Source organism: Clostridium aromativorans (assembly GCF_020908015.1).
In the GTDB taxonomy this organism is placed as follows: Bacteria; Bacillota; Clostridia; order Clostridiales; family Clostridiaceae; genus Clostridium_B; species Clostridium_B aromativorans.
In genome coordinates this window covers 57014-83081 of record NZ_JAJJPB010000011.1, presented here as the reverse complement: position 1 = coordinate 83081, position 26068 = coordinate 57014, and the positions used below count along the sequence as shown (strand labels likewise).

The window sequence follows — 26068 nt, the reverse complement described above, 5'->3', positions numbered from 1 at the left end:
ACTGAATACTCTCTGTATTTTAATAAAATGTTCTAACCTAATTCAATTTTAGCCTTACTCCCGCCCATTCCAGATTCAGCTGGAGTAACGATGAGCTTCACCGGCATCCTTTCCTTTATGGATTCTAGATGACTTATTATACCTATTGACAATTTGTCATTATGGATCTTTTCCAGTGAATCCATGACTGTTTCAAGTAAATTTTCATCCAGTGTTCCAAAGCCTTCATCTAAAAAAAACAACTCCAGAGGCGCCCTGCCTTTTAGCTGTATCTGTAATGACAATGCCAGCGCCAGTGCCAATGAGGTCACAAAAGTCTCTCCTCCCGACAAAGTGGACGCATCTCTTTTTTTGCCTCCATTTTTATAATCCCTTATAAAAAATCTGCCATCTTCATCAACTTCCAACCCATAGTTCCCGCATGTGATTTCCTTTAACTTTTTATCTGCTTCCAGGGATATATATTTCAGTTGATTGCCTGCAACAAATTCCACAAATTTTTTCCCCTTGAATAACTTCTCAAGATCATCCAGGAGCGCCAGTTTATGCTCAACTTTTTCCTTTTTCTTTAGAACATCTTTTAATTGAAGAAGCTTTGTATTTATTGAATTAACCTCTTCCTGTAACCTTATTTTGCATTCATATAAATTTTTCAACTGACAACTTTTTTTGTCTTTAATATTTTGTATCTCAAGCCACTGCTCCTCCGTCAAAGTTTTTCCACCTATCTTCTCACGGAGATTTTCTACGGTACCCTTTAATTTAACCAGTGAATCCCTGTACTCATGTATTTTTTTATTGAGCTCATTGATCTCAAGTTTATTTATAAAACTCTTCTTGACCTGGTCAGTGTTTTCAAAATGCTGATCATTTAAAACTCTTTCAAGTTTTTCACTTTCATCTGACTTTCTTTCATTAGAACTTACCAAATTGCTCTGGCATGCTATTATCTTATTTTTATATTCATCGTATTTCACCTGTGCCTTTTTACTGTCTCCCTTAACTTTTACATATTCCATTTCTATTTTCTCTATATGTGCTGATACTTGTTTATTGAGATATTCAAGATCCTCTACTTCTCCCACTCTATTTTTTATACTTCTTTTCTTTTCAAGCATATTTTTATTTTTTTCCCTAAATTCAGTTTGCCTCTCATTCAATTTTCCCTTCAAACTTGCAATTTCGCTGCTGAGTGTTTCTCCCTGCAATTGAGCTGCAGTTAAATTGTCCCTGAGTTTTCTTATTTCAATTTCCAGATCAGCTTTTTTCCTTTCATTTTCATTTATCTCATTTTTTTTGCCTTTAAAATCTACAATCCCCAATTCAGCTTTGAGTGAACATAACTTTTTTTCTTCTATTTTAAATTTTTCATCCTCCTCCTTGAGATTCTGTTTTAATTTTTTCATCTGGATTTCATTTTGACTTCGTGCCGCACTAATTTTATTATATTCTATATTCAAAAAATTCTTTTCTTCCTTCAAACTCTTGATCTTTTTATCAAGTTCGGACTTTCTGCTGTTAAATAGATAAACTCTGTTTCTCAACTGAGTGAATTCATTTTGAATAAACTCAACCGGAGTTGACTTGAAACTTTCTCCCAGCTCATTTAGTTTTTTACCATTTTCTCCTATGATTTTCTGTTCTGATTCAACAACTGTTCGTATCTTTATTATCTCCTCAGACATATTTTCGAGATCTCGCTGTTTTTCCCCCAAATGTTTTCTCAATTTTTCCACAGAACCTGTATCAATTTCATCCAGAGTTCTCCCACCACAGTAAACAGAACCGCATACAGGGCATAAATCACCTTCTGACAGCGTATTTCTGAGAATATTTGCCATACTATGTCTTTCACATTTTTTTATTTCTTCATCTAATTTGTGGATTCTAAACCTCAGAGCGGATTCTGTACTGGATTTATCTTTTAATTCTTTCTTCAAATTATGTAAAATTTTTTTATTTTTCTCTATAATATTCTTGTAATCTCCGTATTTATCCCATTTACTTTTTATTTCCACCACCTTTTTCTGAAAATCCAGAAGTGTATTTTCATCTCCCGGACAATTTTTCATGAGCTCTTTTAATTGATCTTCAGCTCTATCTATTAACTTTTGCTTCTCATCCATATTCTCCTGCATAGTCTTGCCTTTTTTACGTTCATTTTCAATATTTGTACTGCTGTCTTTTATATCTTCAAGCAAACTGTTTTTTCGATTCTGTATATTTTCATAATCCTTTAAGACAATAATTCCATCATCTATTTTCTCTTTATATTCTTCAGAAATTTTAAGGCAGTTCACTAATTCTTCTTTGAATTTTATACTATCCAATAATTTTTCAATATGTTTTCTATTCTCCATTCCTTCATTATTTTTTGTCTGCAGCTCTCCTTTCAAAAAATCAATATCTTTTCTCAAAGTCATTTCCTGACTCTGAAGCTTCTTTAAAATCACACCTTCAGCTATGGCATCCAAAATCTTCTGCTGTTTCACCTTCAATTCTGGCAGCTCCCTGTGCCTTTTCTCTTCAATGACACTCAATCTGGTATCCATTTCATTTTTGTACTGTGTCATACTATCCATACTTCCATTTAAGTCCAAAAGTTCTTTTCTTAAAATCTCCACCTGTCTGAGAGTATTTTCACAGCTGTCCATATAAGGTTTTACTTTCAATGCACTTTCAGCCAGTGTCACTTTTCTTTCACATTTACCTATATAGCTTTCCATTTTCAGCATGGACTTCTGCTGATTTATTTTTTCATTTAATTCCATTTGAAGTTTCCAGAGTTCTCCTGCAATATTAAATTTTTTTTCCACATCATTGTACTCAGTTTCGCACTGGTGATACTGTTTTTTTATTTCCTCAAGGCTGCTTTCTTTCTCCTTCAGAATTTTTTCATCAATTCCCTCATAGCCAGTAAGCTGTCCCTGGATAAGATTCTCCTTCTCTCTCTCTTTCTTTACTTTTGATCCAAGTTTAAAAGACAGTTCATCTCCGTATTTTTGTAGTCCAAACAATCTCTCAAGCATATTTCTCCTGTCTTTTCCCTCAAGCCTTAAAAATTCACTGAACTTTCCCTGAGGAAGCACCACGGTTCTGGTAAAGTCCTCCAGTTTAAGTCCTAGTATTTCCTCGCATTTTTCAGTTACGCTTTTGGCCCCTTCCTCCAATATTTTTTCTGAACAAGTTGTAATATCCAATATTCTGGCAGATTTACTTCTCACTTTCCCGGTTCTATTTTCTCTCCTAAATTCCCTCTCCACTCTGTATATCCTCACTACCCTATCCGATATCTGAAATTCATAGCTCACCATCAAATCTGTGCAGTTCACATTCATAAAATTGGAACTTTTTCTTGCGATCTCACCGTAAAGTGCCAGGGTAATTCCATCAAGCACCGTGGATTTTCCGCTTCCCGTAGGTCCGAATATGCCGAATATACCTCTGCAGGTCAACTTTTTGAAATCAATTTCCTGGGTATCCATAAAGCTGTTCAATCCTTTTATTTTAAGCTTAATTGGTTTCATTATTTTCCTCCTCCCTAATAATGGACAGCAGCAAGTCTAATACCTCCGGTTCAGGTTCCACTTTTCTTTCTTTTATATAAAACTCCCTGAATATCTCTTCAAAAGATTTATGTGAAAAACTATTTATATCAAGATCACTGCAATTATCATCTGATATTTTAGGAACAATTTCCAATATGTCTTTTTTAGCGGTCTTCATCAATTTTATTTCATCTTCCCCTATATATCTGTCAGTGGTTATTTCCATATAGACCCAACAGTCTCTCTCACTATTCTCCCTACATCTTGAAATGGCCTCCTCTATACTGTTACATTTCCAAACTTCTATGGGTTTATATACCTTAAATTCAACTTCCTTTACCCTGCAGTCCTCTCCTGCCTTTGCATCTATTACAAAGCACTTTTTTTTAAAGCCAATTTCTTTTTTGCTGTACTGAAGGGGAGAACCTGAATACCTTGCCCTTCTTTCCGTTCCAGGCACTATCTGAGGTTTATGGACATGTCCTAGGGCGATATATTGAGCTTTAACAGGAAAGCAGCTCCCATCTACAATAAAACTTCCTCCAAGTTGGACACTTCTCTCTGATCCAGCCTGAGCACTTCCCATTGCAAACAGATGTGAAACCGCAATATTTATAGTATCCTCTCTATAGTTTTTACTCAAATTGTCAAATAAGGTTTTAATTTTATTACCGTAGGACACAACTTTATCCTTTTCCTCTTCCATTTCACTGTATAAAACTTCATCTAACCTTTTCTCATTGGGATAAGGCACTGTAACAATTACAGCTCTCTCACCATTTATTTCAACTTCAACAAAACCCTCACCGGAATTTACAACCTTATGACTGCCATAATCACCACAAGGTACCACTGACTTTGGCGTACCCACCATTATAATGCCATGGTCTCTTGCCAAAGGACCCGCTGCCACCAACCTATCCGGGTTATCATGATTACCCGATATAACCAAAGTTATTCTCTTTCCATTCGAGGACAATTTTTTTAATGTATCATAGAACATTTTTTCAGCCCTGGCCGGTGGATTATAACTGTCGTAAATATCCCCAGCAATAATAATTAAATCCACACTATTGTCATTTACTATCTTTACAAAGTCTTCAAGAAAAGCTTCCTGTTCATCCATACGACTGTGCCCCTCCAAATTTTTGCCCAGATGCCAGTCAGAAGTATGTAAAATTCTCATTGATTTTTCCTCCAAATCAAATAACATCATATCTGTATACTGATCATTATAGCATAATGATAGAATAGCTTTAATGTTAAAAGTGGCTGTTTCAAAATTCGTCAATTTTGAAACAGCCACTTTTCAATATCCCATGGAAAATAATTTTTAACAGGATTTAATTTTTTAAAACAATCTTAAATTACCGTCTTTGTCAAATACATCTGTAACATCGGTTTCACAAATTTTATATTCTGGAGGAACTTCTGGCAGCAGTGCTGAAGATATATATATCTGTGAAAGTTCAAGAGTGCTCTCTATCAGCATAATACGTGCTGTCCTCTCACTTACAGCCCGTCCACAAGTTTGTAACCCTATTCTTATTGCCTCCTTATCTGTAGGAGCTACTACTGGAATAAAACATCGTTCCAAAAATCCGGAAGTTATAGTATTCATATAAGTTTTTTGAATATCTACTTTATCATAAAGTCTTTTTGTAGTCACGTCGGCAATACCCATACCTAGTGCATTTCCTTCAGATCCCTCTGTCAAATCCAGTATGGCAATTCTACTTGCAGTTCCCTCCTCATCAGGAATGCCATTAATTCTCATACGGCCAATTACATTCGGATCCATTCCCACACCGGAAATATTCTTTCCCATTTCTTTAATTACTAGAACATCCAGATTGTTTAATGGCAGCTTAGGCAGCAATTTCTTTGAATACTTTAGAAGTTCTGCATCCCTTTCAAAAATATTTTCGGCATTCAATACTTCTACAGCCGCTGTCATATCCCTTTTATTTTCAACAATGGCCACTGCAGCCAATAGTGGAACATGTTCTAACACCTTTTTGGCCACCTTTGGAATTAGATTTTTAAGTCCACTGGCACCATGCTGATGAACTGCTTCCGCCTGTGCCTGTTTTCCCATTCCAATAACCAACATCTTTACAACTCCACTTTCATGTTCCCCATGGAAATCAGTATGGGCCTTGACCCTGTTCACTGGAATTATATAGTCCAGATCCAGCACCTTTTTATCCACGTAAACTGGCTGCTTTCCTATATGGTCGATAGTTGCCACTTCCATATTTGACACTATGGGAACTCCAAGCTCCTTTTCATTGATGCCATAATGATCCAAAATGGAACGCTGGCCCTCTGCTGTTGCACCTCCGTGACTGCCCATAGCGGGTAAAACTATTACATCGGCTCCACGTGCCTTTAAGTTAATTATGACCTGTTTGATAATCAGTTTAATGTCACGTATACCTCTGCTTCCTGCCAATACACCTACCTTTTTCCCCTTAATGTCTTTTCCTGCAACTTCTCTGTCAATCCCATTTTGAACTGCTTCAATTATCTCTTTTTCTGACAAACAGCTGCAGCTCTCTTCAGTAATTATTTTATGAATTACCGGCATTTTTATATCAAGCATAATAAACCTCCTTACAAGAATAAATTTCAATTTAAATTACATCACCTGCATAAATTCTTATATAATTTCGCAAAATACCAATATTTCTTTTAATATAACACACATTTTCTTAAGCCGTACCATTCTCACTCTTGATTTTTTTAGAATCTAAAGCATCATCCTTATCTGCTCTCTTAGCCCAGTAGGATGCCAACGCAGATCCTGTAACGTTGTGCCAAGCACTAAAAATGGCACCAGGAATAGCACATAGAGGATCTAGATTCATTAAAGCCAGTGTAACTGCAAGTCCTGAATTTTCCATACCTATTTCAAAAGCAATTGCCTTGGATTTACGTTTGCTGAGTTTGCCCAATCTACGAGCAGCATTATATCCCAGGAATAATCCGGTTGCATTGTGAAGTGCTACCGCCAAAAATGCTATAAATGCTATCTTAGCCAAATTCTCTGCATTTACTGCAATGCCTGTAGTTATGATAAACATAAGAGCAATTGTCGATATAACCGGCACATATTCCACAACCTTTTGTACTGGTTTATCTGCAATCCTGCGAATTAATACTCCCAAACAAACCGGAATGACTACACTTTTTAATATACTTAAAAGCATCGATGCTGTATTTACCTTGACCATCGATCCTGCGAGAAATAAGAAAAGTGCCGGTGTAAGTACAGGCGCCAAAACAGTATTTACACTTGAAACTGTAATTGAAAGTGCCTCATCACCTTTGGACAAGAATGTCATAACGTTTGAAGCAACAGCACTAGGACAGCATCCAACCAAAATAAGTCCAGCAGCTATAGGAGCTGGCAAGTGCAAAATCTTCGATATAGCAAATGCGACGAAAGGCATAATTAAAAAACGCGGCACAACACCCCATAGTACATCAAGGGGGCGGGAAAATACCAATTTAAAATCATTAGTCGTCATAGTAAGCCCCATACAAAGCATTACGGTTCCCAAATACCAAGCAGTATAAGCACTTAAAGGCTTAACATGCGTTGGAAATAAGAAAGCTAAAACCGAGCCAATAACTACCCACACTGGAAAATACCCTGTAATCAATTTGCAAATCTTTTTTATCATTTTTTTACTCTCCTTTTCAGTGTTTTTAGTAAAATTTTAAAAATTGCATATCATCTGTTTTGAAAACTTAAAACTCAAAATATAATTTGCAATTGCATAAACCGTTTTCAGAAATTTTACATATATATCATTTACTCGATGCCAGGTACAAATCAATATGAAATACCAATATAATTCCTCTAGAGAAACTTTATTGACCTTTAGTAGTAAAAAATGCTATTTATTTATATATAAAGTAGTAAATTTACTACTATGGCTAAGTATACTAATTAAATGTTTTCATATCAGATAAAAACATTTAACCATTATAATTATTTTATTCAGCAATAATCATACCAACTGATTATTTTTTATAGCAATTCTTTTAAAATGCACAGATAAAGCTTTTACTTATATTATCCATTAAAACATTCTGTTAGATTAATTTAAAAATGTGAGATTATTTGTTATATTCACTGTTGCAATTTGATTATTCTAACAGTTTTCTAATTCTCATACTCGTGAAACAATTAGCTGTTATTTCAATATTCAAAGCAAAAAAGAGACACAGAAATACTATGTCTCTTACTTGCCGTATTCTTCTTCCTCAAAAGGAAAGTAGAACATCAATTATTTAATCAAAGTACACACATCATTTGCAAATTGCACTGGATCTTCCACGGGAAGTCCCTCAATTAAAAGCGCTTGATTGTACAGCAGATTGGAGTATACCTTTAATTTATCCTTATCCTCTTGAAACGCTTTCTTGATGGCCTTGAACATCTGATGGTTTGTGTTGATTTCAAGAATTTTATCGGCTTTAATATTTTGATTGTTTGGCATCATTTTAAGTACTTTTTCCATTTCAATGGATACTTCCCCTTCATTTGCCAAACACACAGGATGAGTCTTAAGTCTATTTGAAGCCCTTACTTCTTTTACCTTATCTTTCAATACTTCCTTCATGAAATCAAATAGCTCTTTGTTTTCCTCAGTTTCCTTTTTACTTTCTCTATCATCAGAATCAAAACCTAGATCCTTACTGGAAACAGATTTAAACTCCTTTTCCTTATATTTCATAAGCATCTTAATGGCAAATTCATCTACATCGTCGGTAAAATACAATATTTCAAAATTTTTGTCTTTAACCAATTCAGTTTGAGGCAATTTTTCGATTTTTTCTACATTCTCACCTGCTGCATAATATATATATTTCTGATCCTCTTTCATTCGCGAAACATATTCGTCAAGAGTTACAAGTTTTTTCTCTGTAGAAGAATAAAACAACAACAGATCCTGCAGTACTTCCTTGTTGGCCCCGAAATCAGAATAAACTCCATACTTAAGCTGTTTTCCAAAACTATTGTAAAATTCAATATATTTTTCACGATTGTTTTTAAGCATCAAAAGAAGTTCGCTCTTTATTTTATCTTTTATCTTTTTTGCAATGAATTTAAGCTGCCTGTCATGCTGCAGAAGTTCTCTTGAAATATTAAGGGAAAGATCTGCTGAATCCACAAGACCCTGGACAAAGCTAAAATAATCCGGAAGAAGATCAGCACATTTTTCCATTATCAAAACGCCATTTGAATATAACTCCAGCCCCTTTTCAAATTCCTTTGTATAGAAATCATAAGGTGCTCTGGCCGGGATAAAGAGCAGTGTCTTGTAGCTGACCACACCTTCTACACTTGAATGTATTACCCTGAGAGGTTTATCATATCCAAAATGCTTATCCATATAAAATTGATCATAATCCTCAGGCTTTAATTCATTTTTATTTTTTCTCCAGATAGGTACCATGCTGTTTAAAGTTTCATCTTCAAAATAATCCTCATATTCTTTTTCATTATCTTTTTTAGGCCTGCTCTTTTTTACCATCATCTTGATTGGATATTTTATGAAATCAGAATATTTCTTAACCAGCAATTTTATTTTGTATTCATCCAAAAACTCATCATATTTTTCATCTTCAGTATTTTCTTTAATTTTTAAGATAATTTCGGTACCTGTAGTTTCCTTTTCACAGGGCTCAATACTATATCCCTCAGCCCCCTCTGATTCCCACTTATAGGCCTTATCCGAATCAGCAGAACGACTTTTTACAGTTACTTTGTCAGACACCATAAATGCGGAATAAAAGCCAACTCCAAATTGACCTATAATATCTACTCCATCTTTTATGTCATTTTCATTCTTAAACGCAAGAGAGCCGCTTTCTGCAATAGTCCCAAGATTATCTTCAAGCTCCTTTTCTGTCATGCCTATACCCGTGTCTGTAATTGTAAGTGTTTTCTTATCCTTATCTGCAGCAATTCTGATATAGAAGTCATCTTTGTTGAAATTAACATTTTCATCAACAAGTGATCGATAATAACTTTTGTCAATTGCATCGCTGGCATTTGATATAAGTTCTCTCAAAAATATTTCTTTATTTGTGTATATTGAGTTAACCATTAAATTAAGCAGTCTTTTCGACTCTGCCTTAAATTCTTTTACAGCCATTTTATCATTTCCTTTCAATTATATATAATATACTAATGGCAGGGCACGACACCTCTGTCACAATTATCATACAGTCAAGTGATTCCCGGATTCATGGTCACCTGAATATTTTTTTGTTAGCACTTATATTACTTGAGTGCTAATTTTATTTTAGCAATAATTTCTTCTTTGTCAATATATTTTCTCAAATTTATCTGCTGAATTCATTTGTCATAATATTTAAGCTGTAAATTATCAGAACTATAACAAAGAAAATTCTCATGAATTATTTTTTAAACTTTGAATTAATTTTACAGGATTAATTATCTTACCTAAACTATGTAATTTACTATTTCTTCTAAATTCAACAGTAGTTCCAGTTCTTAATGCCGTCTTCCAAAATTCATCGGGAGTTATACTTGGTTTGACTTCACAGGAAAGAGCATAAACACCTGCTATATAAGGAATTGACCAACTCCAGCCACCTTCTCGGTAGAAAACATACCCTATATCCTGTTGGACTTGCTGTACATCTTGAATCCATGGGAATAAGCAGTGTATTATTCAAGTTATATTTTCCTTCATAATACTCCTTCTGCCAGAATAAGCCCGGAGTATAGGATGAAGAGGTATCGGGATCAGACAGAGGGTTTCTTCCAAGCCCGTTAAATTTAAATCCATAAGTATCTTTAAGTGATGATGAAACTACAAATATATTTTCTTCTCTGGCTCTGTCCACTGCTTTTATCACTTCACTGTACCCCACATCTCTAGGACTCCATCCTATTGAAATGGAAATAGCCCTTATCTTTTTACCTTGAGGTAACTTTTTATTGAGTTCTATTATTCTGTTTATGGCATGAGCAATGTAATTAAAATTGACTTTTGATTTTTGGCATATATCCACAGGATCTTGTCCTATATAATATAAATCAGATTTTGGAGCGATACCCGTTTTTTTACCAACAGCTATTGAAGCTACTGCAGCTCCATGCATTGAAGTTTCACGTCCGCAGTGGAGCTCTTCATAAGATTTGACATTATCTTTATATTCAGCATGATTTACAAGAAGACGCTGATCTATTATTGCAATACCAACATTTTTCCCATTCACTCCTAAACTATGGAGAGTTCTTATGCCAAGTCCTGGATTTTTCCCTAATGACATAATTTTTTCAGGTGAAAAAACTGATGTAATATTTTTTGGCCATTTTGTATTACTATCAAAGCTTGAATTTAAAAGTTCTTTTTCCCTTCCATCAATATCAGCTTCCGATAAATCCTTTGAACGCAAGTCCATTCCTTTACTGTTTTTAAAATTTGAGCTCAACTGTGGCAGCTTATTTAATTTTCCAACCTTCCAATCTGCCGGTGTCACTTTTACAGCAATTCCAGCAGTACCTTTATTTAATGCATTATTGGGTTTTATCAGCACATTTAAAGATATCATACTTATAATAAACAATATAAACACTATGATTAGAATTTTATACTTTTTCTTCATGTAGAAATATCTCCCTATTTTTTTAATTTTTATTATATATAAATTCTAATATTAATTTCTAAAGAAACACTTATTGAACTGATTAAGATTTAATTAAAATTTGATATTTGAAATATAGCCCCATCCTTTTGAGATGAGACCTTTCACTATTTTAACATTATTTTTAATAAGTCCGCTTCCTGCCGCTGAATCCAGTACATTTAATGTCTGCCTATACCTCAAAAAAGGCAGATCTCTGCTTTTTATATAATTAACTGCTTGTACTTTTTATGATTTGATTTATGTATTTATCTAATTTTTGGCTTGCCTTTAATATTTCCCTATAATCCGCCCTTTCCTCAATCAATTTATGTAATCTCTCTCTTAAATCGTTTACCTTATCATCCATCACGTAAATTTCAAACCGCCTTTCTTATAAATAACAAATTAAAGTTTATAATTCAAAACACTTTTAAATTATAGCATAAAAATCCTCTATTGTAGACTATAGTATGCTGATAATTTGCAACATTTTTTTTAAAATTAAATTCAAGAGGTGGTTTATGTGACATTAGAAAATGCACTTGCTGTAACTTTAAAAAACCGCAGAATAAAATGTGGATTATCGCAGGAAGATCTTGCTCATAAATGTAATATTGATAGGACTTATATAAGCATGATAGAGTGTCAGAAACGAAATCCTACTTTAAATATCATTTTTAAAATCTGCAAAAGTTTAGATATAAAGGCCAGCGATTTTATTTTAAATATTGAGAAAGCAATGGAAGACAGCTAAAAAGCTAAAATTGTTTTCCGGCTAACTTAATTCACATTTATAAATAAATTGAATGGAGTTAAAAAATCCCATCCTTTTCGGACGGGGTTTTTGATATTACTTTAATTTTTTTTCATATTTTTCAACCATTTTTTTAACCATCTGACCACCTACTGAAAAATTATTTACTGCGTTAGGATCTCTGTTCTTTTCAGCAAGCTCCCTGGCCGCTTCTATTTTTAATCTCTCCATGCCAATTCTAGCTTCGGGAACCAATATCTTATTTCTTCTGGACATAAAATTATCATCTCCTCTACAATAGTTTGTACATTTCAATGAAATATATAATAGAAATTTACCCTAGTTCAACTTGTTTTTAGAATAAAATTTTAGGGCTTTTCCTATAAATTTTGATGCACCGCTTCCATATCTTTTATCTGTTGCTTTTATAAATTCAGGACTTGATAAATAAAAATCTGCCATATACCCAAAATAATTTTCTCCTTCATCTACTTTCAAAGCTTCATTTATTTGCCTGGTTTCATTTGCTATTTCAAAAACAATTTGTTGAATCTCTCTTGAAAAAGGATCTCTACTTAAATCAGATACAAGCTTTTTATATAATGTATCTATTTTAGGCAAATTATTTTCAGAATAAATTTTCAAAGCTTTTCCTATAAATTTAGACGCACCGCTTCCATATTTCTTATCAACTTCTTCTATCCATTTAGGAAATACCAAATAAATTTGCACCATACTGTGCCAGTAATAATCTCCCATATCAGCTTTAAAAACTTCATAATCCTTTTTAACTGTATTAGTTATTTCTTCAGCAATCCGTTGAATTTCCCACGAAGAAGGATCTTTACTTAAATCAGATACAAGTTTTTTATATAGTTCTTTTAATTTAGGATTCCCGTCATAAAGACAATCTTTCTTAAACTCATCAATCTGTTCTGCTTTAGTTAAAGCATCACTATTTAAATTTTTCTTTAAAGCTTCAGTGAATTTTTTTATACTTCCATACTGCTTTATAGCGTCTTTAGCAATTTCACTTTCCTTAGTTTTAACTTTTTCAATAAATTCATCAAATTTATCTATGCTTCCCCACTGCCTAATTACTTTAGTCTTATTTTCTGTTTTAAATTCTTCTAACACATTATAATATTCGGTCATATCAAATTCCTTAAAACTCATCGTGCTTTCTCCCTTCAACGTTTTATTTATAAGTCCAATTAATTCGTTTAATCTATTGCGTTTCAAAACAAGCAGTTTTTTCTGATTTTTTAGTGCCTCCATTTTATCAAAGCTTGGTTCTGTCATGATTTTTTTTACTTCCTTTAAAGGTAATTCAAGCTCCTTAAAAAATAAGATCTGCTGTAAAGCTTCAAGAGCCCTGTCATCATAAAGCCTGTAACCTGCCTCTGTAATTTTACTTGGTTTTAACAATCCTATCTCATCATAGTAATGCAGTGCGCGCACACTTATTCCCGTCAAATCTGAAACCTGTTTTACTGTTCTCATTTCCACACCTCAAAATCTGATTTTAGAACTATCACTATTGTCTAATACTCTGCCGGCTGTAATCTTTGTTGATATAAATAATCTCTACATATATATTGCACTATGACGCGGAGTCAGAGTCAATACTTTTTGAAAAAATTCAATTTTAAAAGGTTCTGACTTATTTTCAATATTTATTTGCATTATCAATCATATTGTAGTATAATAAAGCTCATATAACTTAATAAGGTTCTCTTATCAAGAGCGGTGGAGGGACTGGCCCTTTGAAACCCGACAACCGGCATCAATTTTTAGATGTATCGGTGTCAATTCCTGCAAAGTGAATTAAACTGTTTTAAGTCACTTTGAAAGATAAGAAAAATACTAATTCTATAACCTGCTATCAAAAGCTATTTTTCTTATAAAAGGAAAATAGCTTTTTTATATTACAAAATAAAAATTGGAGGTATGTCTGATGGGGATTTTAGTGGTAGGCGGAGACAGAATTGAAAAAATAAAAAACAAATTGAGGGAAAACGGATTTAATAAAATAGTACATGTTACGGGGAGAAAAAAAGGAGACAGAAAAATAAAAATTCCATCAAATACGGATATAGTTGTGGTTCTTATAGACTACATAGGGCATAATATGGCTGAAATAGTAAAACAACAATCAAAACGAAATAATATCACAGTAATGTTCTGCAAACATTCCTGGTCCAGCATAAACAAGAACATAAATACTTACATGAAAAAGACATCATAGCAATAACTATTCCGAAATATTTGTTTCTTTCACCATTTATCTATCTGGCCACAATCTACATTCTCTCCGTAAGCCACCATGGGGCCACCCCTGATAATAGACAAACTGACAACCTGATAGAGCAGAATTCCATCTGCTTCAGCAACACATATTTCCAGTACATTTCCAAAATAATCCTTAATCCAGCCTAATATTTCTCCTTTTTTCAAGGTATCTCCTGCCCTTTTTGTCGGATACCAGCATCCCGTGTGTGATGCATTTTTGTAAATTACATTTTCTACATCTACAGGTTTATAGATTTTCCCAGAGATCTTTCCCTCCAGAATTTTAAGATAACGCAGCACATTTCTAACATCTTCTTTTCCCAATTCCACTTCTTCTTTTGACCAGACACCTGTACATCCTCTCTCAATCAAAATACTCGGAATACCACAGGAGCCTGCATAATTATAGGAACCCCCGCTGCCATGTGGAGAACGTACCAAACAGGGAACATCCACCACTTCTGCCATGGCCTTTGATTTTTCAACAACTTCCGCTGCAGCTGCTCCCACATAATATACATAAGGCATTAACTCTTCATAATATGTACGCAGCCTATACATTATTTATCAAATAAGTGACAAGCCACTAAATGACTTTTTCCTATTACTTTTAATTCAGGCTTTTCTTTCAAACATACATCACTGCATCTTTCACACCTGGAGCTGAAACTGCATCCTGGAGGTAGACAATAAGGACTTGGCGGCTCATCTTTAATTATTTCTATTCTGCTGTTATCAGCTTTTTTAACAGACAGCACGGATGACAGCAGGGCTTTTGTATAAGGATGGCATGCACTTGAAATGAGTTTACAGCTGTCAATAATTTCAACAATTTTTCCAAGATACATAACCACAACCCTATGACTTATATTTTTTACCACTGCCAGATCATGACAGATAAAAATATAGGACAATTTTTCTTTCCTCTGCAGATCCTCGAGGAGAGAAAGAACCTGCTTTTGTACGGAAACATCCAGGGCTGAAGTGACTTCATCACATACTATAATTTCAGGTTTTAAGGATACCGCCCTTGCTATTGCCACTCTCTGCCGCTGTCCTCCGCTCAGCTGATGGGGATATCTATCTGCAAAATTTTCACTCATGCCAACTGCTTCAAGAAGCTCTGCCGCTTTTTTACGGGCACTGTGCTTATCTATGAGTTTAAAATTCAAAAGAGGCTCAGCTATAGTTTCCCGGACCTTCATCCGGGGATTGAAGGTTTCAGAGATATCTTGAAATATCATCTGAATTTTCCTCCTGTTCTGCCTCAATTTTTCTCCTCTTAAATTGGTAATATCCTGATTTCTGAAAATAATTTTTCCGGAAGTAGGTTCTTCAAGATGAACTATCATATCTGCCAGGGTGCTTTTACCGCAGCCGCTTTCTCCAACCAGACCCAGGCACTCCCCTTCATACAGCTTCAGGCTCACATCATTCACTGCAGTCAGTCTTCTTTTATCCTCCATTTGAAATTGTTTTGTAAGATTTTCAATCTCCAGTATAGGCTGCTTCTTTTCCTCCAAAATCACATCCCTCCAATTCAGGTACCGCCGATAATAATTCCATAGTATACTTGTTCCTGGGATTATTTATCACCTGATCCTTAGTTCCCCACTCCACCAGCCTTCCTTCCTGCATTACTCCTATTTTATCGCACATATAGGCTGCCACTCCCAGGTTATGGGTAACCAGCACTATGCTTGTATTAAAATTCTTTCTGAGTTCAACCATCTGCTTCACAACCTGGGCCTGAACAGTTACATCCAAAGCGCTGGTAGGTTCATCTGCCAGAAGAAGTTCAGGTTTCATAACCATGGCCATGGCTATGGCAACCCTCTGTTTCATACCGCCGCTCAGCTGAAAGGGATATGAATTCATTACAGCAGCTGCATCTGCCATGTCCATTTTTTTTATCATGAAACCAGCTTTATCAAAAGCCTCTTTTTTTGAAATATGAAAATGACTCCTTATAGTTTCTACAAATTGATTCCCTACTTTTTTTACAGGAGTCAAAAATCCGCCTGAATCCTGAAATATCACTGCCATCCTGTTTCCCCGTATTTCTCTCCATTTTTTTTCAGAATAATTGAGAATATCTTCATTTTCAAAAATTATATTTCCCGAGGAAACAGCTGCTCCTGCAGGCAAAAGTCCAAGTACGGCCCTTATAATCGTGGATTTTCCGCTTCCGCTTTCGCCTACAATTCCAACTATTTCTTTATTTTTAACTGTCATGCTTACATTTTCAACTGCAGGTGCCTGTTCTCCGTATTTTATAGATATATTTTTTATATCCAGTACACTTTTAGCTATCATTTTATATCCACACTGCTGTTAAGCAGATAATAATCAACAGGATACATTGTCAGCCCGCTCACGTCACTTTTACTTACCAGATTGAGCATTGGCGTAACTAAAAATATATCGGAATTATCCTCCAGCAATTTTTTCTGTACATCTATGGCAATAGAATTTCTTTTTTGAGTATCTTTTTCATTTTTTAGCTTGTCAATAAGAGAATCAACTTCAGGATCACTGTATTTACCATAATTTTCACTTCCTCCGGTCTTGAAATACAATTCCAGAAAAGACTGAGGATCTCCCGATGTTGCAGTATTCACACTATACAAACAGAGATCGAAGCTGCCGCTTTTAAGCACATTGGCCACTGATTCATAGGACTGCAGTTTAACAGCTATGCCGATTTCCTTAAGCTCAGACTGCATTGCCTGTGCAATTACCGGAAGCTCGGAACGGCTTGTGTAAAATGCCAGGTTCAATTCCAGCTTTTTCCCGTTTTTTTCTCTTATGCCGTCTCCGTCAGTATCCGTATATCCTGCATCATTTAAAAGTTTGGCTGCCCCTTCCTTGTCATATTTATATGCCGTAAGTTTTTTTTCTCCAAAGGGCAGGGATTTAGGGAAAGGTCCAACTGCAGCTTCAGCAGTGCCTTTTAAAACATCCTGGGCATAGGATTCTCTATTCACTCCCAGAGCTATGGCTTTGCGGACTGCAGGATCCTTCAAAAATTCATTGTTCAGATTTTCATAGGACATTATTATTCTCAGGCTGGTAATCTTATCTGTATTGTATTCGGACTTGTCGGCAAATAAGGATATGTTGTCGCTTGAAATACTCTGTGCCGCATCAATTTCTCCCGACTGAAGCGCCATTGCCCGGGTATTGGCATCTTTGATGTACTTGAAAGCTGCTCCGTCTATTTTGGCTTCATCTCCCCAATAGTTTTTGTTCTTTTCCACCACCACTTTTGAATCTGGAACATAGGATTTAACTTTAAAAGGTCCTGTACACACGGGGGCTTTGGTAAATGTATCCTTTGAAGCACCGGTATTTACTATTATGGCAACCGGATCTGCAATGTTTCCCAAAAATGCCTCATAGGGAGTTTTTGTTTTTATACTAACATATTGTCCATCTTCTGTTATAGAGTCTATAGGTAATATTGACTCTGCTCTTGGATTTAACTTCAGGGACCTTTCCAGAGAAGCCTTTACAGTTTTACCGTTGACAGGTGTACCATCTTGAAACTTAGCTCCATCTTTAATATGAAACTTCCAGGTTAAATCATTCACTCTTTTCCATGAATCGGCAAGCAGTGGTTCTATTTTCATATTTTTATCAAGCTTCACCAGTGTCTCTCCTACACCATACATGGAAACAAACCAGCCGTTGAATCCTTCTGCCGGATCCAGAGTGCTGGGAAACTGATTTACTCCAAATACAATATTTTTTGATTGTCCATTGTCATTTTTTTCAGCAGTACTCTCACTTTTACACCCTATAAAACCTGCACATAAAAAAATCATTGAAAGTATAACTGCTAGATATTTTTTTATTTTCATTTTCACCAAGTCCTCCTCAATATTATTTTTTAGGATCCAGTATGTCTCTCATACTATCTCCCAGTAAATTAAATATCATGACGGTTATAAATATGGCAATGCCCGGATATATCATAAGCTCTGGTGAGGTCTGCATATAATTTCTGCCTTCACTGAGCATATAACCCCACTCTGGAGTAGGCGGCTGCGGACCCAGTCCCAAAAATGACAGGGACGATATTTCAAGCATCATAGTGCCTATATCCATAGTGGCCATTACCACAAGAGATGGTATTATATTGGGCGCTACATATTTCAAGATCAGTTGATATTCTCTGGCACCCCCCATTTTTGCCAATTTAACATACTCCTTTTCTTTTACAGCCATGACCAGGCTCCGGCTCACCCTGGCATATTTTACCCAATTTACTGCAATCAAAGCTATAACTGTATTAATAGAACTAGGTCCAAGCACTCCTGCAATGGCAATGGCAAAAATAATTCCAGGAAAAGCGAGAAAAACATCGGAAAATCTCATTATAATATTATCGGCCAGTCCTCCAAAATACCCCGCTGCTGTTCCCACCGCCGTGCCAATTATAAATACGGATACAACAAGGCTGAAAGTCATCTTCAGAGAATTCTGACCTCCATAGAGCAGTCTCGAAAAAATACACCTGCCAAGATTATCAGTACCCAGTGGAAATCTGCCGCCGCTTTCCCGAAGGGAATTTGCCATATTCGTTTTAAAGGGATCATTAGGTGCCAGAAAAGGTGCTGTGACAGCTGCCGCAATCAAAGTCAATGCCAGTATACAGAGAAATACAAACAATTTATTATCCTTTAAAAATGTTTCAAATCTCTTCATATCAAGCCCCCTTTTCCAATCGAATACGAGGATCTAAAATGTAGTATGAAATATCTACAGCAAGATTGACAAATACATAGATCAATGTCATCCACACCACATATCCCTGTATCAGAGGATAATCTCTGGTAAATATACCCTCCACGGCAAGTTTCCCCACTCCTGGCCAGGAAAAAATAGTTTCAACTATAGCTGTTCCTCCAAGAAGTGATCCAAGAGACAAGCCCAGCAAAGTTATAATTGATAAAAGAGAGCACTTGAGTACATGTTTAAGCAATATGCACCATTTACCAATTCCTCTCGACCTGGCGCCAACTACATAATTCTGGGATATTTCCTCGAGTATGGAGGCTCTCAGCTGCCTTGTATATTTTGATGCCATTGCAACAGTCAAAGTTGCCGAAGGCAGTATAATACTTGTCCATCCTGAGTCACCCATGACCGGTAAAATTTTTAACTTCAATGAAAATATATACATTAACAATAAACCAACCCAGAATCCAGGCATGGATATGCCAAAAAATGATACAGTTCTTATTACATAATCAGCCAGCTTGTTTTTATAAAGTGCAGATAAAATGCCAAGCGGAAGTGCTATGAGCAGCATCAGAAAGATGGACACGACCGCAAGTTTAAAAGTAGCCGGAAGTGTTTCAAATATCAAATCCAGCACCGGTTTATTGTACTTGTAGGAAATGCCAAAATCTCCTCTAATCACACCGGACAGCCAGCTAAAATACTGAAGCAGAAAAGGTCTGTCAAGTCCCAATTCACCCCTCACTTTCTCTACAAGTTCAGGAGAAGGAGTTACCCCTGTAGCATTCAGCATAAGCACTGCAGGGTCACCCGGTGAAAAATATGTAAGAGCAAATGTTAAAAATGTAATTCCAAATAGAACTGGAAACAAATACAACAATCTTTTAAATATGTATTTACGCATCCACCTCACCGCCTCTTTCCCTCAATGTCTCGAATACAGCGGCTGCATTCTACAATTTCCATGCACATATGCTGAACATAGGCGTAGTTCTATAGGCCATTTTTTCCTCTTCAGTGTATATCTTCTCTGAAATATCATTTTCCAGATCAACCTTTGAAAACCCGCACTTCATCAATACCTCTTCATCCCATGCAGGACGCAGCTTATAAGTCAGCGGAAGATCCCTCGCAATATTTTCACATACTTTAATCTGCTTTTCATGGATTTTGCAGTCATAGCCCAGTTTCAAAGCTGCATCCATGTCCCTGACATATCTATCCTGCAGCTCAGTGCAGCATAATCTAAGATACCAGTTTGCATCAAATATAATAAGCTTTCCTCCAGTCCTTAGAAGCTTAAACCAATTTTCATAGGTTCTAACGGGATTCTTTAATGTCCAGGTGACATTTCTGCTGATAATCAAATCAAAACTTTCCGGAGATAAATCAAGATTTTCCACATCCCCTCTTATAAAATCTATATTCACTCCCGCCACTTCTGCATTTCTTTCAGCTTCCTGAAGCATGGCCTCCGATCCGTCCACTGCAGTTACCTGATATCCCATCTGAGCCATGATAATTCCAAAAAAACCCGGTCCAGTTCCCACATCCAGTGCTTTTATATTCTCTTTCAAAGCAACCTTGTTTTTAATAATTTCACTCCAGCTATTCCTTTTGAAACTATTCATCTCTCCACTTATCATTTCACTGTATGTATCTGCCCTATTGTCCCAGTAATCTTGAATAATCGTCTCCACCAAATTCCCCCCTATCTAAAATCTTTTTTCCCACATATATATAAAACTCATTGTCATCCTGAGTATAAAATTGTTTAAAATTACGATAACCCCTTTTAATTAAATAGCAATACTCATGCCAAAATCACAAATATATACAGAAATTTTGTCAATACAGTACTATATCTCTACCATTATGAAAATAGCGACAAATTGTATTATTTAAACCAGTTAAAAAAATAAAGAAAAATATCATTATGAGATTATTTTTATTTCATAATGATATATTTGTTTCATTCTGATAAACGTAAAAATTCTTTTAATAAATTTATATTTTTCTTTCTTTGTTCAAAGAATTAAATATCAAGTCCATTATCACCCTATACAAAATTACACTTACAATTATAATCACAACGAAAAAAATATTTTCGCTCATCGGTAGGGCATTATATAGAATATATTTTAAAATAATAAAAAGCAATATAATTTCCACCATAAAAACTATCACAAGTAATAATTTCAATTTACTTTTGTCCACGGTAAAACTCCTTTTTCTACAACTTATTATATAGTAATAAAAGTCTAAGTATACTCTCAGACTCTTATTACTAATATCCTCATAATTACATTTTCTTCTATATTTACAGACAATAATTTATTCTACAACACCATGTTCTAAAAGTATCTTCTCAAGTTTTTCCTGAGACATAGGTTTTGGAATAGAAAAATCATTATTTTCTTCTATCGCTCTGGCAAGTGCTCTGTACTCTTCAGCCTGATCTGCATTTGAATCAAATTGTATTACAGTTTCCTTGTGAATTTCTGCCTTCTGCACCACATTATCCCTTGGGACAAAATAAATAAGATGAGTACCCAACTCCTCTGCAAATGCTTCCAGTAATTCTTTTTCATTGGTTACTTTTCTGCTGTTGCAGATAATTCCCCCCAGTCTCACTCCACCTTTTTTGGCATATTTCCTTATCCCTTTGGATATGTTGTTTGCAGCATAAAGTGCCATCATTTCACCGCTGGCCACAATGTATATTTCTTTGGCCTTTCCCTCACGAATAGGCATGGCAAATCCGCCGCATACAACATCTCCAAGTACATCATAAAATACATAATCCAGATCATCCGTATATGCTCCCAACCTTTCAAGCATGTCTATGGAAGTTATTATTCCCCTCCCAGCACAACCTACTCCTGGTTCAGGTCCTCCTGACTCAACACACCTTATGCCATTAAATCCTTCCTTTAAAATATAATTTAGTTCCACATCTTCTCCTTCCTGCCTTAGAGTATCCAGCACTGTTTTTTGTGCAAGTCCCCCTAAAAGAAGCCTGGTAGAATCCGCTTTGGGATCGCAACCTACCACCATAACCTTTTTGCCAAGTTCGGACAATCCTGCTGTCAAATTCTGTGTTGTAGTGGATTTACCTATTCCGCCCTTGCCGTAAATTGCTATTTGTCTCATGTAAATATTCCTCCTAATATTACTGTATTTGTCAGATTCAATTTTTTAATCATCAAAGCGATGTACATTTGCCAGAATCTTTGCTGCCCTAATTGGACAATCATCCCTATTTGCTGAACTTCCAAAGGTATCCTTTTCCACAAGATATTCGAGTATCCTTCCTCTTTTAGCATAGGATTTAAGCGCCTTTTCTATAGAACCACTCAAACTTATAGCTACAATATTCCTGTCATGAAGTACACTTACTGCTCCAGAGCCAATGTCGCTGGCCAATATTAATTTTACGTCACCCAGCAATTTTATAATCTTGTTTAACTTATCCTCTCCAGTTTTGGAATCATTGAGATGAACTTCCCGCGTCTCTATGAATTCATATTCTTCATTCTGATGAATTTCATAAACAAAGAATTTATCCGCCTTCCCAAAATGTTCATTTATAAAAATACCATCGCTACTAGCTACAGCAACTTTCGCCATATATTAACCTCCTCCACATTATGGTCGCACAAATTTGCTCAAGAAATCTTCTATAAGTGAAATTCCTCCACCATATCCTGTGTAAGTATCCCTTACGACAACGCGATTCTCTGCCGGAAATGTTACACTTAAATGTATCTGTCTTTTATTCTCAGCTTCGTATCTCTCCTGAGAACTTGCAAAAAGTACTCTGAAATAAGTATTTCTCAAATGTTCATGTATTTTATAAGAATCTATTTCAAAAATAACCTTAGGGCTAATTCCTCCAGTCTCAGCCACGGTGTCTTTGTCGCCAAGGCCCTTAAGCCTATCTAATATTCCTTCTCTGGTATCAGCTGGTGGATTGTCGTTTATAATCACAATCTTTGGAGTAAACCCCGCTTCATTTGTCAAAAATCTGGTAATTCCCACTGCTGTAGCTGAACCAGAGACTACGGCAAAGGGAAGCGATGCTGAAAATCGTGAGGAAACATCTCCTATGATGTTTAGGTCTTCATAAGCTTCTCTCTCCTCTTTTGCCACTACTTTCTCAATTCTTGATCTGGATATACCCAATCTTTCACCTATTACACGCAAAAACTCACTCGAATCCCTGGGTCCTACAGGTATATTGGGAAAATTTATATAAGGTATGTCAAATTTCTTTTTCAAAAGCCTTGCGGTTTTCCTCCCCACCCAGGGAGACACCACTATGGTGTATTCTGCCGCAGAAAGTTTTTTCAAACCCTCAAGTCCGCTGAAATCCCCTATTACCTGATTTGTTCTAAGCCCAATCTTATTAAGCAGTCTTCTTATTTCACGCAGATTTCCTCTCCAGAATATGTCCTGATAGGGTACAAAACCCAGTATATTTACCAGTCCTTTTTCCTTGGGCAAGGACTTAACTAGCTGCTGTTCAACAGCAGCTTCAAATACCGCTTCATAGCCAAAATAGGTATTCCCCAAAAACCCGCTTGAATTGACGTATAATACAGGAGTTGGTTCCTCTGAAAATTCACTTACAACTCCTTCCACATCATCTCCAATCATCCCAGCAATGCATCCATTTGCCACAAAATAGAAATCTCCGTCAATTAGATCTATTGTAGAGCGAATCTCTTCCCTAAGTCTTGCTTCCCCTCCAAATACAACATCTCTTTCAGAAAGATTTGTTGAGGGTATACTCAACCCCCCAATATATCCCATCCCTTGCTCTCCTCCAGCAACTCTATAGTTAAGCATTTGATTCATTCCACAACCTATTCCCGAATTGATTATTGGTATAGCCCTATGGATATTTGTAATTACCGACAGTGCCCCTCCCAGTGCACAAGTATATTTAGGATTTTCTAAAATTTTTTTATCAGTTTCTACTTCTTGTAATTTTGTTTTTTGAATACTATTTGACAAACTTACCCTCTCCTCTTACTAAATTGAAAATACAAGATTTTAAGAAAAACCATATTTTATTTATTATGTTTAATTATAGAAATTAAATTCAACACCTAGCCTTGAATAATTTTATTGCCTACTTATTTATCACCCTGACTAGCATAAGGATTAAATTCATTTGTATATAAATCTGATGCCTTAACTTTTCCCTTGGGAATATAATTATACTCCTCTAATTTATCTATAAAATACTGGGCATCATTTTTTTTAACTAAACAATTAGCTCTAATATCAGTTACAGTATAATATTTTTCTACTAACGATGAATCTACATGTCTTTCCTTTGCAAGTTGAATGTGCATTTCTTTTCCTTTTTCTGGATTTTTCTTCAGCCAATTATTTACTTTTACAAATCCGGTAACAAGTTCTTTAACAGCTTCAGGATTTTCATCTATAAATTTTTGAGTAAGAAATAATCCACAATGATTAAGATCTCCTGGAAAAACATCATAAGTAGTAAATAAAAGACGATATTTTCCTGATTCTTCTACAGGCTTTTGCTCAAAATCATTCCAAGTTCCCACTCCAGCTAACTGCTTTTTTTCTAAGACTTGAAATACTGTTCCTTTTTGTACTGTAACCAATTTAACATCATCTGGAGATACTCCACCTTTTTTTAACCAATCCACCCAAGCATAATATTCGGTACTACCAGCTTGAATTCCACCAACCGATTTTCCTATTAGATCTTTTGGACTATGAATTGAGCTATCTTTTGGAACATAAAAATGAAAATTAGAATCATTTTTTCCTCCGTGGGCAGTAGCAACTGCTTTTAATTTCGCTCCTTTTGCTGTCGCACTAGCAGCAATAGAGTATTGAAGCATAGCTGCTTGAATACGGTCAGATGTAAGTGCTGAAAGAGTCTGAGGCCCTGTGGGTACACTTGAATCTACAATTTTAATGTTTTTAAAATATCCAAGTTTTTGCGCAATTACTAACGGATCATATGTTGTAATACCTCCTGATGTTCCCCAATATCCTGCTACATTTATAGTCACAACCTTATTTGACTTACCAGACGATGATTTCGAATTTTCTACACTGCTTGTTCCACATGCCGTTAGCCCCAACACCAATACTACAAAAACTACTAAAATTTTAAATGACTTTAGATATTTAAACTTGTTTTTCATAATAAACTCCTCTATTTTTTATAATTTCAATTACCTCTTAAATTTTATACATATTTCCAATGTGTCAATCGTTTTTCAATCCATACAAAAATGTTGTTAATAATCAATCCAATTAAAGCCATTGTGACAATGCCTGCCCACATATTGTCTGTTTGAAAAAGCATTTGCCAATTATTGATCGCATATCCAAGCCCATTAGTAGCACCAAGCATTTCACTAGTTACCAATAATATAAGTGATACAGAAGCACTATATCTTAATCCAGTAAAAATAGATGGAATGGACGATGGTAAAACCACTTTTCTAAATATTTTACCATTGGAGAGTTTTATAGATTTGGCACACTTTATATATAGTGGATCAACATTTCTAACTGCACTAGCTGTATTTAAAAAAGTGGACCAAAAACTGGCATAAGCTATTATGGCTATTTTTGATGCCTCCCCTATTCCAAGTAAAAGAATAAATAGTGGTAAAATAGTCATAGTGTTTACTTGTCTCAAAGTAGAAAACAAAGGATCCATATATTTTTCAAATTTCTTAAACCATCCCATAAAAAAGCCTAGTGGAATAGCTAGAATCATTGCTATACCAAATCCACATATGGCTCTACTCATGCTAATAATTATTGCCCTTATCAATTCGCCTGATATAATGAGTTTTATAAATGCATACGCAATTGTAGATGGAGGCGGAATAAATACGGGATCAATTAGATTTAAACGTGGTGCAATTTCCCATACAACTAAAACAACAATAATAACAATAGTTCGTTGATAAATATTTGAAGATATTGATTTAATTCTGTCAATGCTTTTATTTATTTCCGAAAATCCATTTTTTTGCATTCTTTT

General features: G+C 35.3%; 24 protein-coding genes and 1 riboswitch. Of the genes, 2 read left to right on the top strand and 22 right to left on the bottom strand.

Going from position 1 to position 26068, the window contains the following annotated elements:
- Window positions 1-32: 32 nt before the first annotated feature.
- The 8 genes from LN736_RS10080 to LN736_RS10050 form a co-directional block, all read right to left on the bottom strand.
- A complete protein-coding gene (locus LN736_RS10080) occupies window positions 33-3527 on the bottom strand; it encodes an AAA family ATPase (protein WP_229981500.1) in 3495 nt (1164 codons plus the stop codon).
- Window positions 3514-4734, bottom strand: a complete 1221-nt coding sequence (locus LN736_RS10075; protein ID WP_150355595.1) for an exonuclease SbcCD subunit D — start codon at window positions 4732-4734, stop codon at window positions 3514-3516. The genes LN736_RS10080 and LN736_RS10075 overlap by 14 nt, the downstream gene beginning before the upstream one ends.
- A gap of 165 nt (window positions 4735-4899) precedes the next feature.
- Window positions 4900-6153: a nickel pincer cofactor-dependent isomerase, group 22 gene (locus tag LN736_RS10070; protein WP_229981499.1), complete on the bottom strand. Its 1254-nt coding sequence runs from the start codon at window positions 6151-6153 to the stop codon at window positions 4900-4902.
- 109 nt (window positions 6154-6262) lie between these two features.
- Window positions 6263-7237 carry a bile acid:sodium symporter family protein gene (locus LN736_RS10065; protein WP_179977576.1) on the bottom strand — a complete coding sequence of 325 codons (975 nt, stop codon included), beginning with the start codon at window positions 7235-7237 and terminating at the stop codon, window positions 6263-6265.
- Between the two features lie 609 nt (window positions 7238-7846).
- Window positions 7847-9721: a molecular chaperone HtpG gene (gene htpG, locus LN736_RS10060; RefSeq protein WP_179977577.1), complete on the bottom strand. Its 1875-nt coding sequence runs from the start codon at window positions 9719-9721 to the stop codon at window positions 7847-7849.
- Window positions 9722-10130: 409 nt separating this feature from the next.
- Window positions 10131-11204, bottom strand: coding sequence for a S8 family serine peptidase (locus LN736_RS10055; protein ID WP_229981498.1), 1074 nt, complete (start codon window positions 11202-11204; stop codon window positions 10131-10133).
- 93 nt (window positions 11205-11297) lie between these two features.
- The gene (locus LN736_RS18975; protein ID WP_268253835.1) at window positions 11298-11426 is read right to left on the bottom strand and encodes a hypothetical protein; all 129 of its coding nucleotides are present in this window, start codon (window positions 11424-11426) and stop codon (window positions 11298-11300) included.
- A 28-nt stretch (window positions 11427-11454) separates the two neighbouring features.
- The gene (locus LN736_RS10050; protein ID WP_229981497.1) at window positions 11455-11592 is read right to left on the bottom strand and encodes an aspartyl-phosphate phosphatase Spo0E family protein; all 138 of its coding nucleotides are present in this window, start codon (window positions 11590-11592) and stop codon (window positions 11455-11457) included.
- 156 nt (window positions 11593-11748) lie between these two features.
- Between LN736_RS10050 and LN736_RS10045 the strand changes: the two genes are divergently transcribed.
- On the top strand, window positions 11749-11979 hold the full coding sequence (locus tag LN736_RS10045; RefSeq protein ID WP_150357041.1) for a helix-turn-helix domain-containing protein: 231 nt from the start codon (window positions 11749-11751) through the stop codon (window positions 11977-11979).
- Window positions 11980-12075: 96 nt separating this feature from the next.
- Here the strand turns inward: LN736_RS10045 and LN736_RS10040 are convergent, their stop codons facing one another.
- Both LN736_RS10040 and LN736_RS10035 read right to left on the bottom strand, forming a co-directional pair.
- On the bottom strand, window positions 12076-12255 hold the full coding sequence (locus tag LN736_RS10040; protein WP_150357042.1) for an alpha/beta-type small acid-soluble spore protein: 180 nt from the start codon (window positions 12253-12255) through the stop codon (window positions 12076-12078).
- 63 nt (window positions 12256-12318) lie between these two features.
- Window positions 12319-13482, bottom strand: a complete 1164-nt coding sequence (locus tag LN736_RS10035) for a MerR family transcriptional regulator (RefSeq protein WP_150357043.1) — start codon at window positions 13480-13482, stop codon at window positions 12319-12321.
- A 231-nt stretch (window positions 13483-13713) separates the two neighbouring features.
- Window positions 13714-13840, top strand: a riboswitch (SAM riboswitch).
- Window positions 13841-13936: 96 nt separating this feature from the next.
- Here LN736_RS10035 and LN736_RS10030 point away from each other — a divergent pair.
- The gene (locus tag LN736_RS10030; protein WP_150357044.1) at window positions 13937-14227 is read left to right on the top strand and encodes a DUF2325 domain-containing protein; all 291 of its coding nucleotides are present in this window, start codon (window positions 13937-13939) and stop codon (window positions 14225-14227) included.
- A gap of 29 nt (window positions 14228-14256) precedes the next feature.
- On the opposite strand, the gene LN736_RS10025 is transcribed toward LN736_RS10030, so the two are convergent.
- The 12 genes from LN736_RS10025 to LN736_RS09970 form a co-directional block, all read right to left on the bottom strand.
- Entirely contained in the window at window positions 14257-14799 is a 543-nt protein-coding gene (locus LN736_RS10025) for a succinylglutamate desuccinylase/aspartoacylase family protein (protein ID WP_229981496.1), read from the bottom strand.
- Between the two features lie 32 nt (window positions 14800-14831).
- Complete coding sequence (locus LN736_RS10020) at window positions 14832-15800, bottom strand: ABC transporter ATP-binding protein (protein WP_229981495.1); 969 nt, start codon at window positions 15798-15800, stop codon at window positions 14832-14834.
- Entirely contained in the window at window positions 15760-16587 is an 828-nt protein-coding gene (locus LN736_RS10015) for an ABC transporter ATP-binding protein (protein ID WP_229981494.1), read from the bottom strand. Before LN736_RS10015 ends, LN736_RS10020 begins: the two co-directional genes overlap by 41 nt.
- The gene (locus tag LN736_RS10010) at window positions 16584-18134 is read right to left on the bottom strand and encodes an ABC transporter substrate-binding protein (protein ID WP_229981493.1); all 1551 of its coding nucleotides are present in this window, start codon (window positions 18132-18134) and stop codon (window positions 16584-16586) included. The genes LN736_RS10015 and LN736_RS10010 overlap by 4 nt, the downstream gene beginning before the upstream one ends.
- Window positions 18135-18156: 22 nt before the next feature.
- Window positions 18157-18981: a nickel transporter permease gene (nikC, locus tag LN736_RS10005; RefSeq protein ID WP_229981492.1), complete on the bottom strand. Its 825-nt coding sequence runs from the start codon at window positions 18979-18981 to the stop codon at window positions 18157-18159.
- 1 nt (window position 18982) lies between these two features.
- Window positions 18983-19921, bottom strand: coding sequence for a nickel ABC transporter permease (gene nikB / locus LN736_RS10000; RefSeq protein WP_106009188.1), 939 nt, complete (start codon window positions 19919-19921; stop codon window positions 18983-18985).
- Between the two features lie 49 nt (window positions 19922-19970).
- Window positions 19971-20717 (bottom strand): class I SAM-dependent methyltransferase, encoded by a 747-nt coding sequence (locus LN736_RS09995; protein ID WP_179977584.1) that lies wholly within the window; start codon window positions 20715-20717, stop codon window positions 19971-19973.
- A 634-nt stretch (window positions 20718-21351) separates the two neighbouring features.
- Window positions 21352-22170: a nitrogenase iron protein gene (gene nifH, locus LN736_RS09990; protein WP_150357052.1), complete on the bottom strand. Its 819-nt coding sequence runs from the start codon at window positions 22168-22170 to the stop codon at window positions 21352-21354.
- 45 nt (window positions 22171-22215) lie between these two features.
- On the bottom strand, window positions 22216-22647 hold the full coding sequence (locus LN736_RS09985; protein WP_179977585.1) for a NifB/NifX family molybdenum-iron cluster-binding protein: 432 nt from the start codon (window positions 22645-22647) through the stop codon (window positions 22216-22218).
- Between the two features lie 18 nt (window positions 22648-22665).
- The gene (locus LN736_RS09980) at window positions 22666-24036 is read right to left on the bottom strand and encodes a nitrogenase component 1 (protein WP_179977586.1); all 1371 of its coding nucleotides are present in this window, start codon (window positions 24034-24036) and stop codon (window positions 22666-22668) included.
- 122 nt (window positions 24037-24158) lie between these two features.
- A complete protein-coding gene (locus LN736_RS09975; protein WP_179977587.1) occupies window positions 24159-25214 on the bottom strand; it encodes an ABC transporter substrate-binding protein in 1056 nt (351 codons plus the stop codon).
- Window positions 25215-25258: 44 nt separating this feature from the next.
- The gene (locus LN736_RS09970) at window positions 25259-26062 is read right to left on the bottom strand and encodes an ABC transporter permease (RefSeq protein ID WP_229981491.1); all 804 of its coding nucleotides are present in this window, start codon (window positions 26060-26062) and stop codon (window positions 25259-25261) included.
- Window positions 26063-26068 lie beyond the last annotated feature (6 nt).

Coding starts and splice junctions, on each gene's coding strand:
- LN736_RS10030 (WP_150357044.1), top strand. CDS start 13,937: ATGGGGATTTTAGTGGTAGGCGGAGACAGAATTGAAAAAATAAAAAAC.
- LN736_RS10050 (WP_229981497.1), bottom strand. CDS start 11,592: ATGGATGATAAGGTAAACGATTTAAGAGAGAGATTACATAAATTGATT.
- LN736_RS10015 (WP_229981494.1), bottom strand. CDS start 16,587: ATGATAGCTAAAAGTGTACTGGATATAAAAAATATATCTATAAAATAC.
- LN736_RS10075 (WP_150355595.1), bottom strand. CDS start 4,734: ATGAGAATTTTACATACTTCTGACTGGCATCTGGGCAAAAATTTGGAG.
- LN736_RS10080 (WP_229981500.1), bottom strand. CDS start 3,527: ATGAAACCAATTAAGCTTAAAATAAAAGGATTGAACAGCTTTATGGAT.
- nikC (WP_229981492.1), bottom strand. CDS start 18,981: ATGAAGAGATTTGAAACATTTTTAAAGGATAATAAATTGTTTGTATTT.
- nifH (WP_150357052.1), bottom strand. CDS start 22,170: ATGAGACAAATAGCAATTTACGGCAAGGGCGGAATAGGTAAATCCACT.
- nikB (WP_106009188.1), bottom strand. CDS start 19,921: ATGCGTAAATACATATTTAAAAGATTGTTGTATTTGTTTCCAGTTCTA.
- LN736_RS10055 (WP_229981498.1), bottom strand. CDS start 11,204: ATGAAGAAAAAGTATAAAATTCTAATCATAGTGTTTATATTGTTTATT.
- LN736_RS09975 (WP_179977587.1), bottom strand. CDS start 25,214: ATGAAAAACAAGTTTAAATATCTAAAGTCATTTAAAATTTTAGTAGTT.
- LN736_RS09970 (WP_229981491.1), bottom strand. CDS start 26,062: ATGCAAAAAAATGGATTTTCGGAAATAAATAAAAGCATTGACAGAATT.
- LN736_RS10035 (WP_150357043.1), bottom strand. CDS start 13,482: ATGAGAACAGTAAAACAGGTTTCAGATTTGACGGGAATAAGTGTGCGC.
- LN736_RS10040 (WP_150357042.1), bottom strand. CDS start 12,255: ATGTCCAGAAGAAATAAGATATTGGTTCCCGAAGCTAGAATTGGCATG.
- LN736_RS09985 (WP_179977585.1), bottom strand. CDS start 22,647: ATGGCGAAAGTTGCTGTAGCTAGTAGCGATGGTATTTTTATAAATGAA.
- LN736_RS10010 (WP_229981493.1), bottom strand. CDS start 18,134: ATGAAAATAAAAAAATATCTAGCAGTTATACTTTCAATGATTTTTTTA.
- htpG (WP_179977577.1), bottom strand. CDS start 9,721: ATGGCTGTAAAAGAATTTAAGGCAGAGTCGAAAAGACTGCTTAATTTA.
- LN736_RS10065 (WP_179977576.1), bottom strand. CDS start 7,237: ATGATAAAAAAGATTTGCAAATTGATTACAGGGTATTTTCCAGTGTGG.
- LN736_RS10070 (WP_229981499.1), bottom strand. CDS start 6,153: ATGCTTGATATAAAAATGCCGGTAATTCATAAAATAATTACTGAAGAG.
- LN736_RS10025 (WP_229981496.1), bottom strand. CDS start 14,799: ATGCCTTATGTATATTATGTGGGAGCAGCTGCAGCGGAAGTTGTTGAA.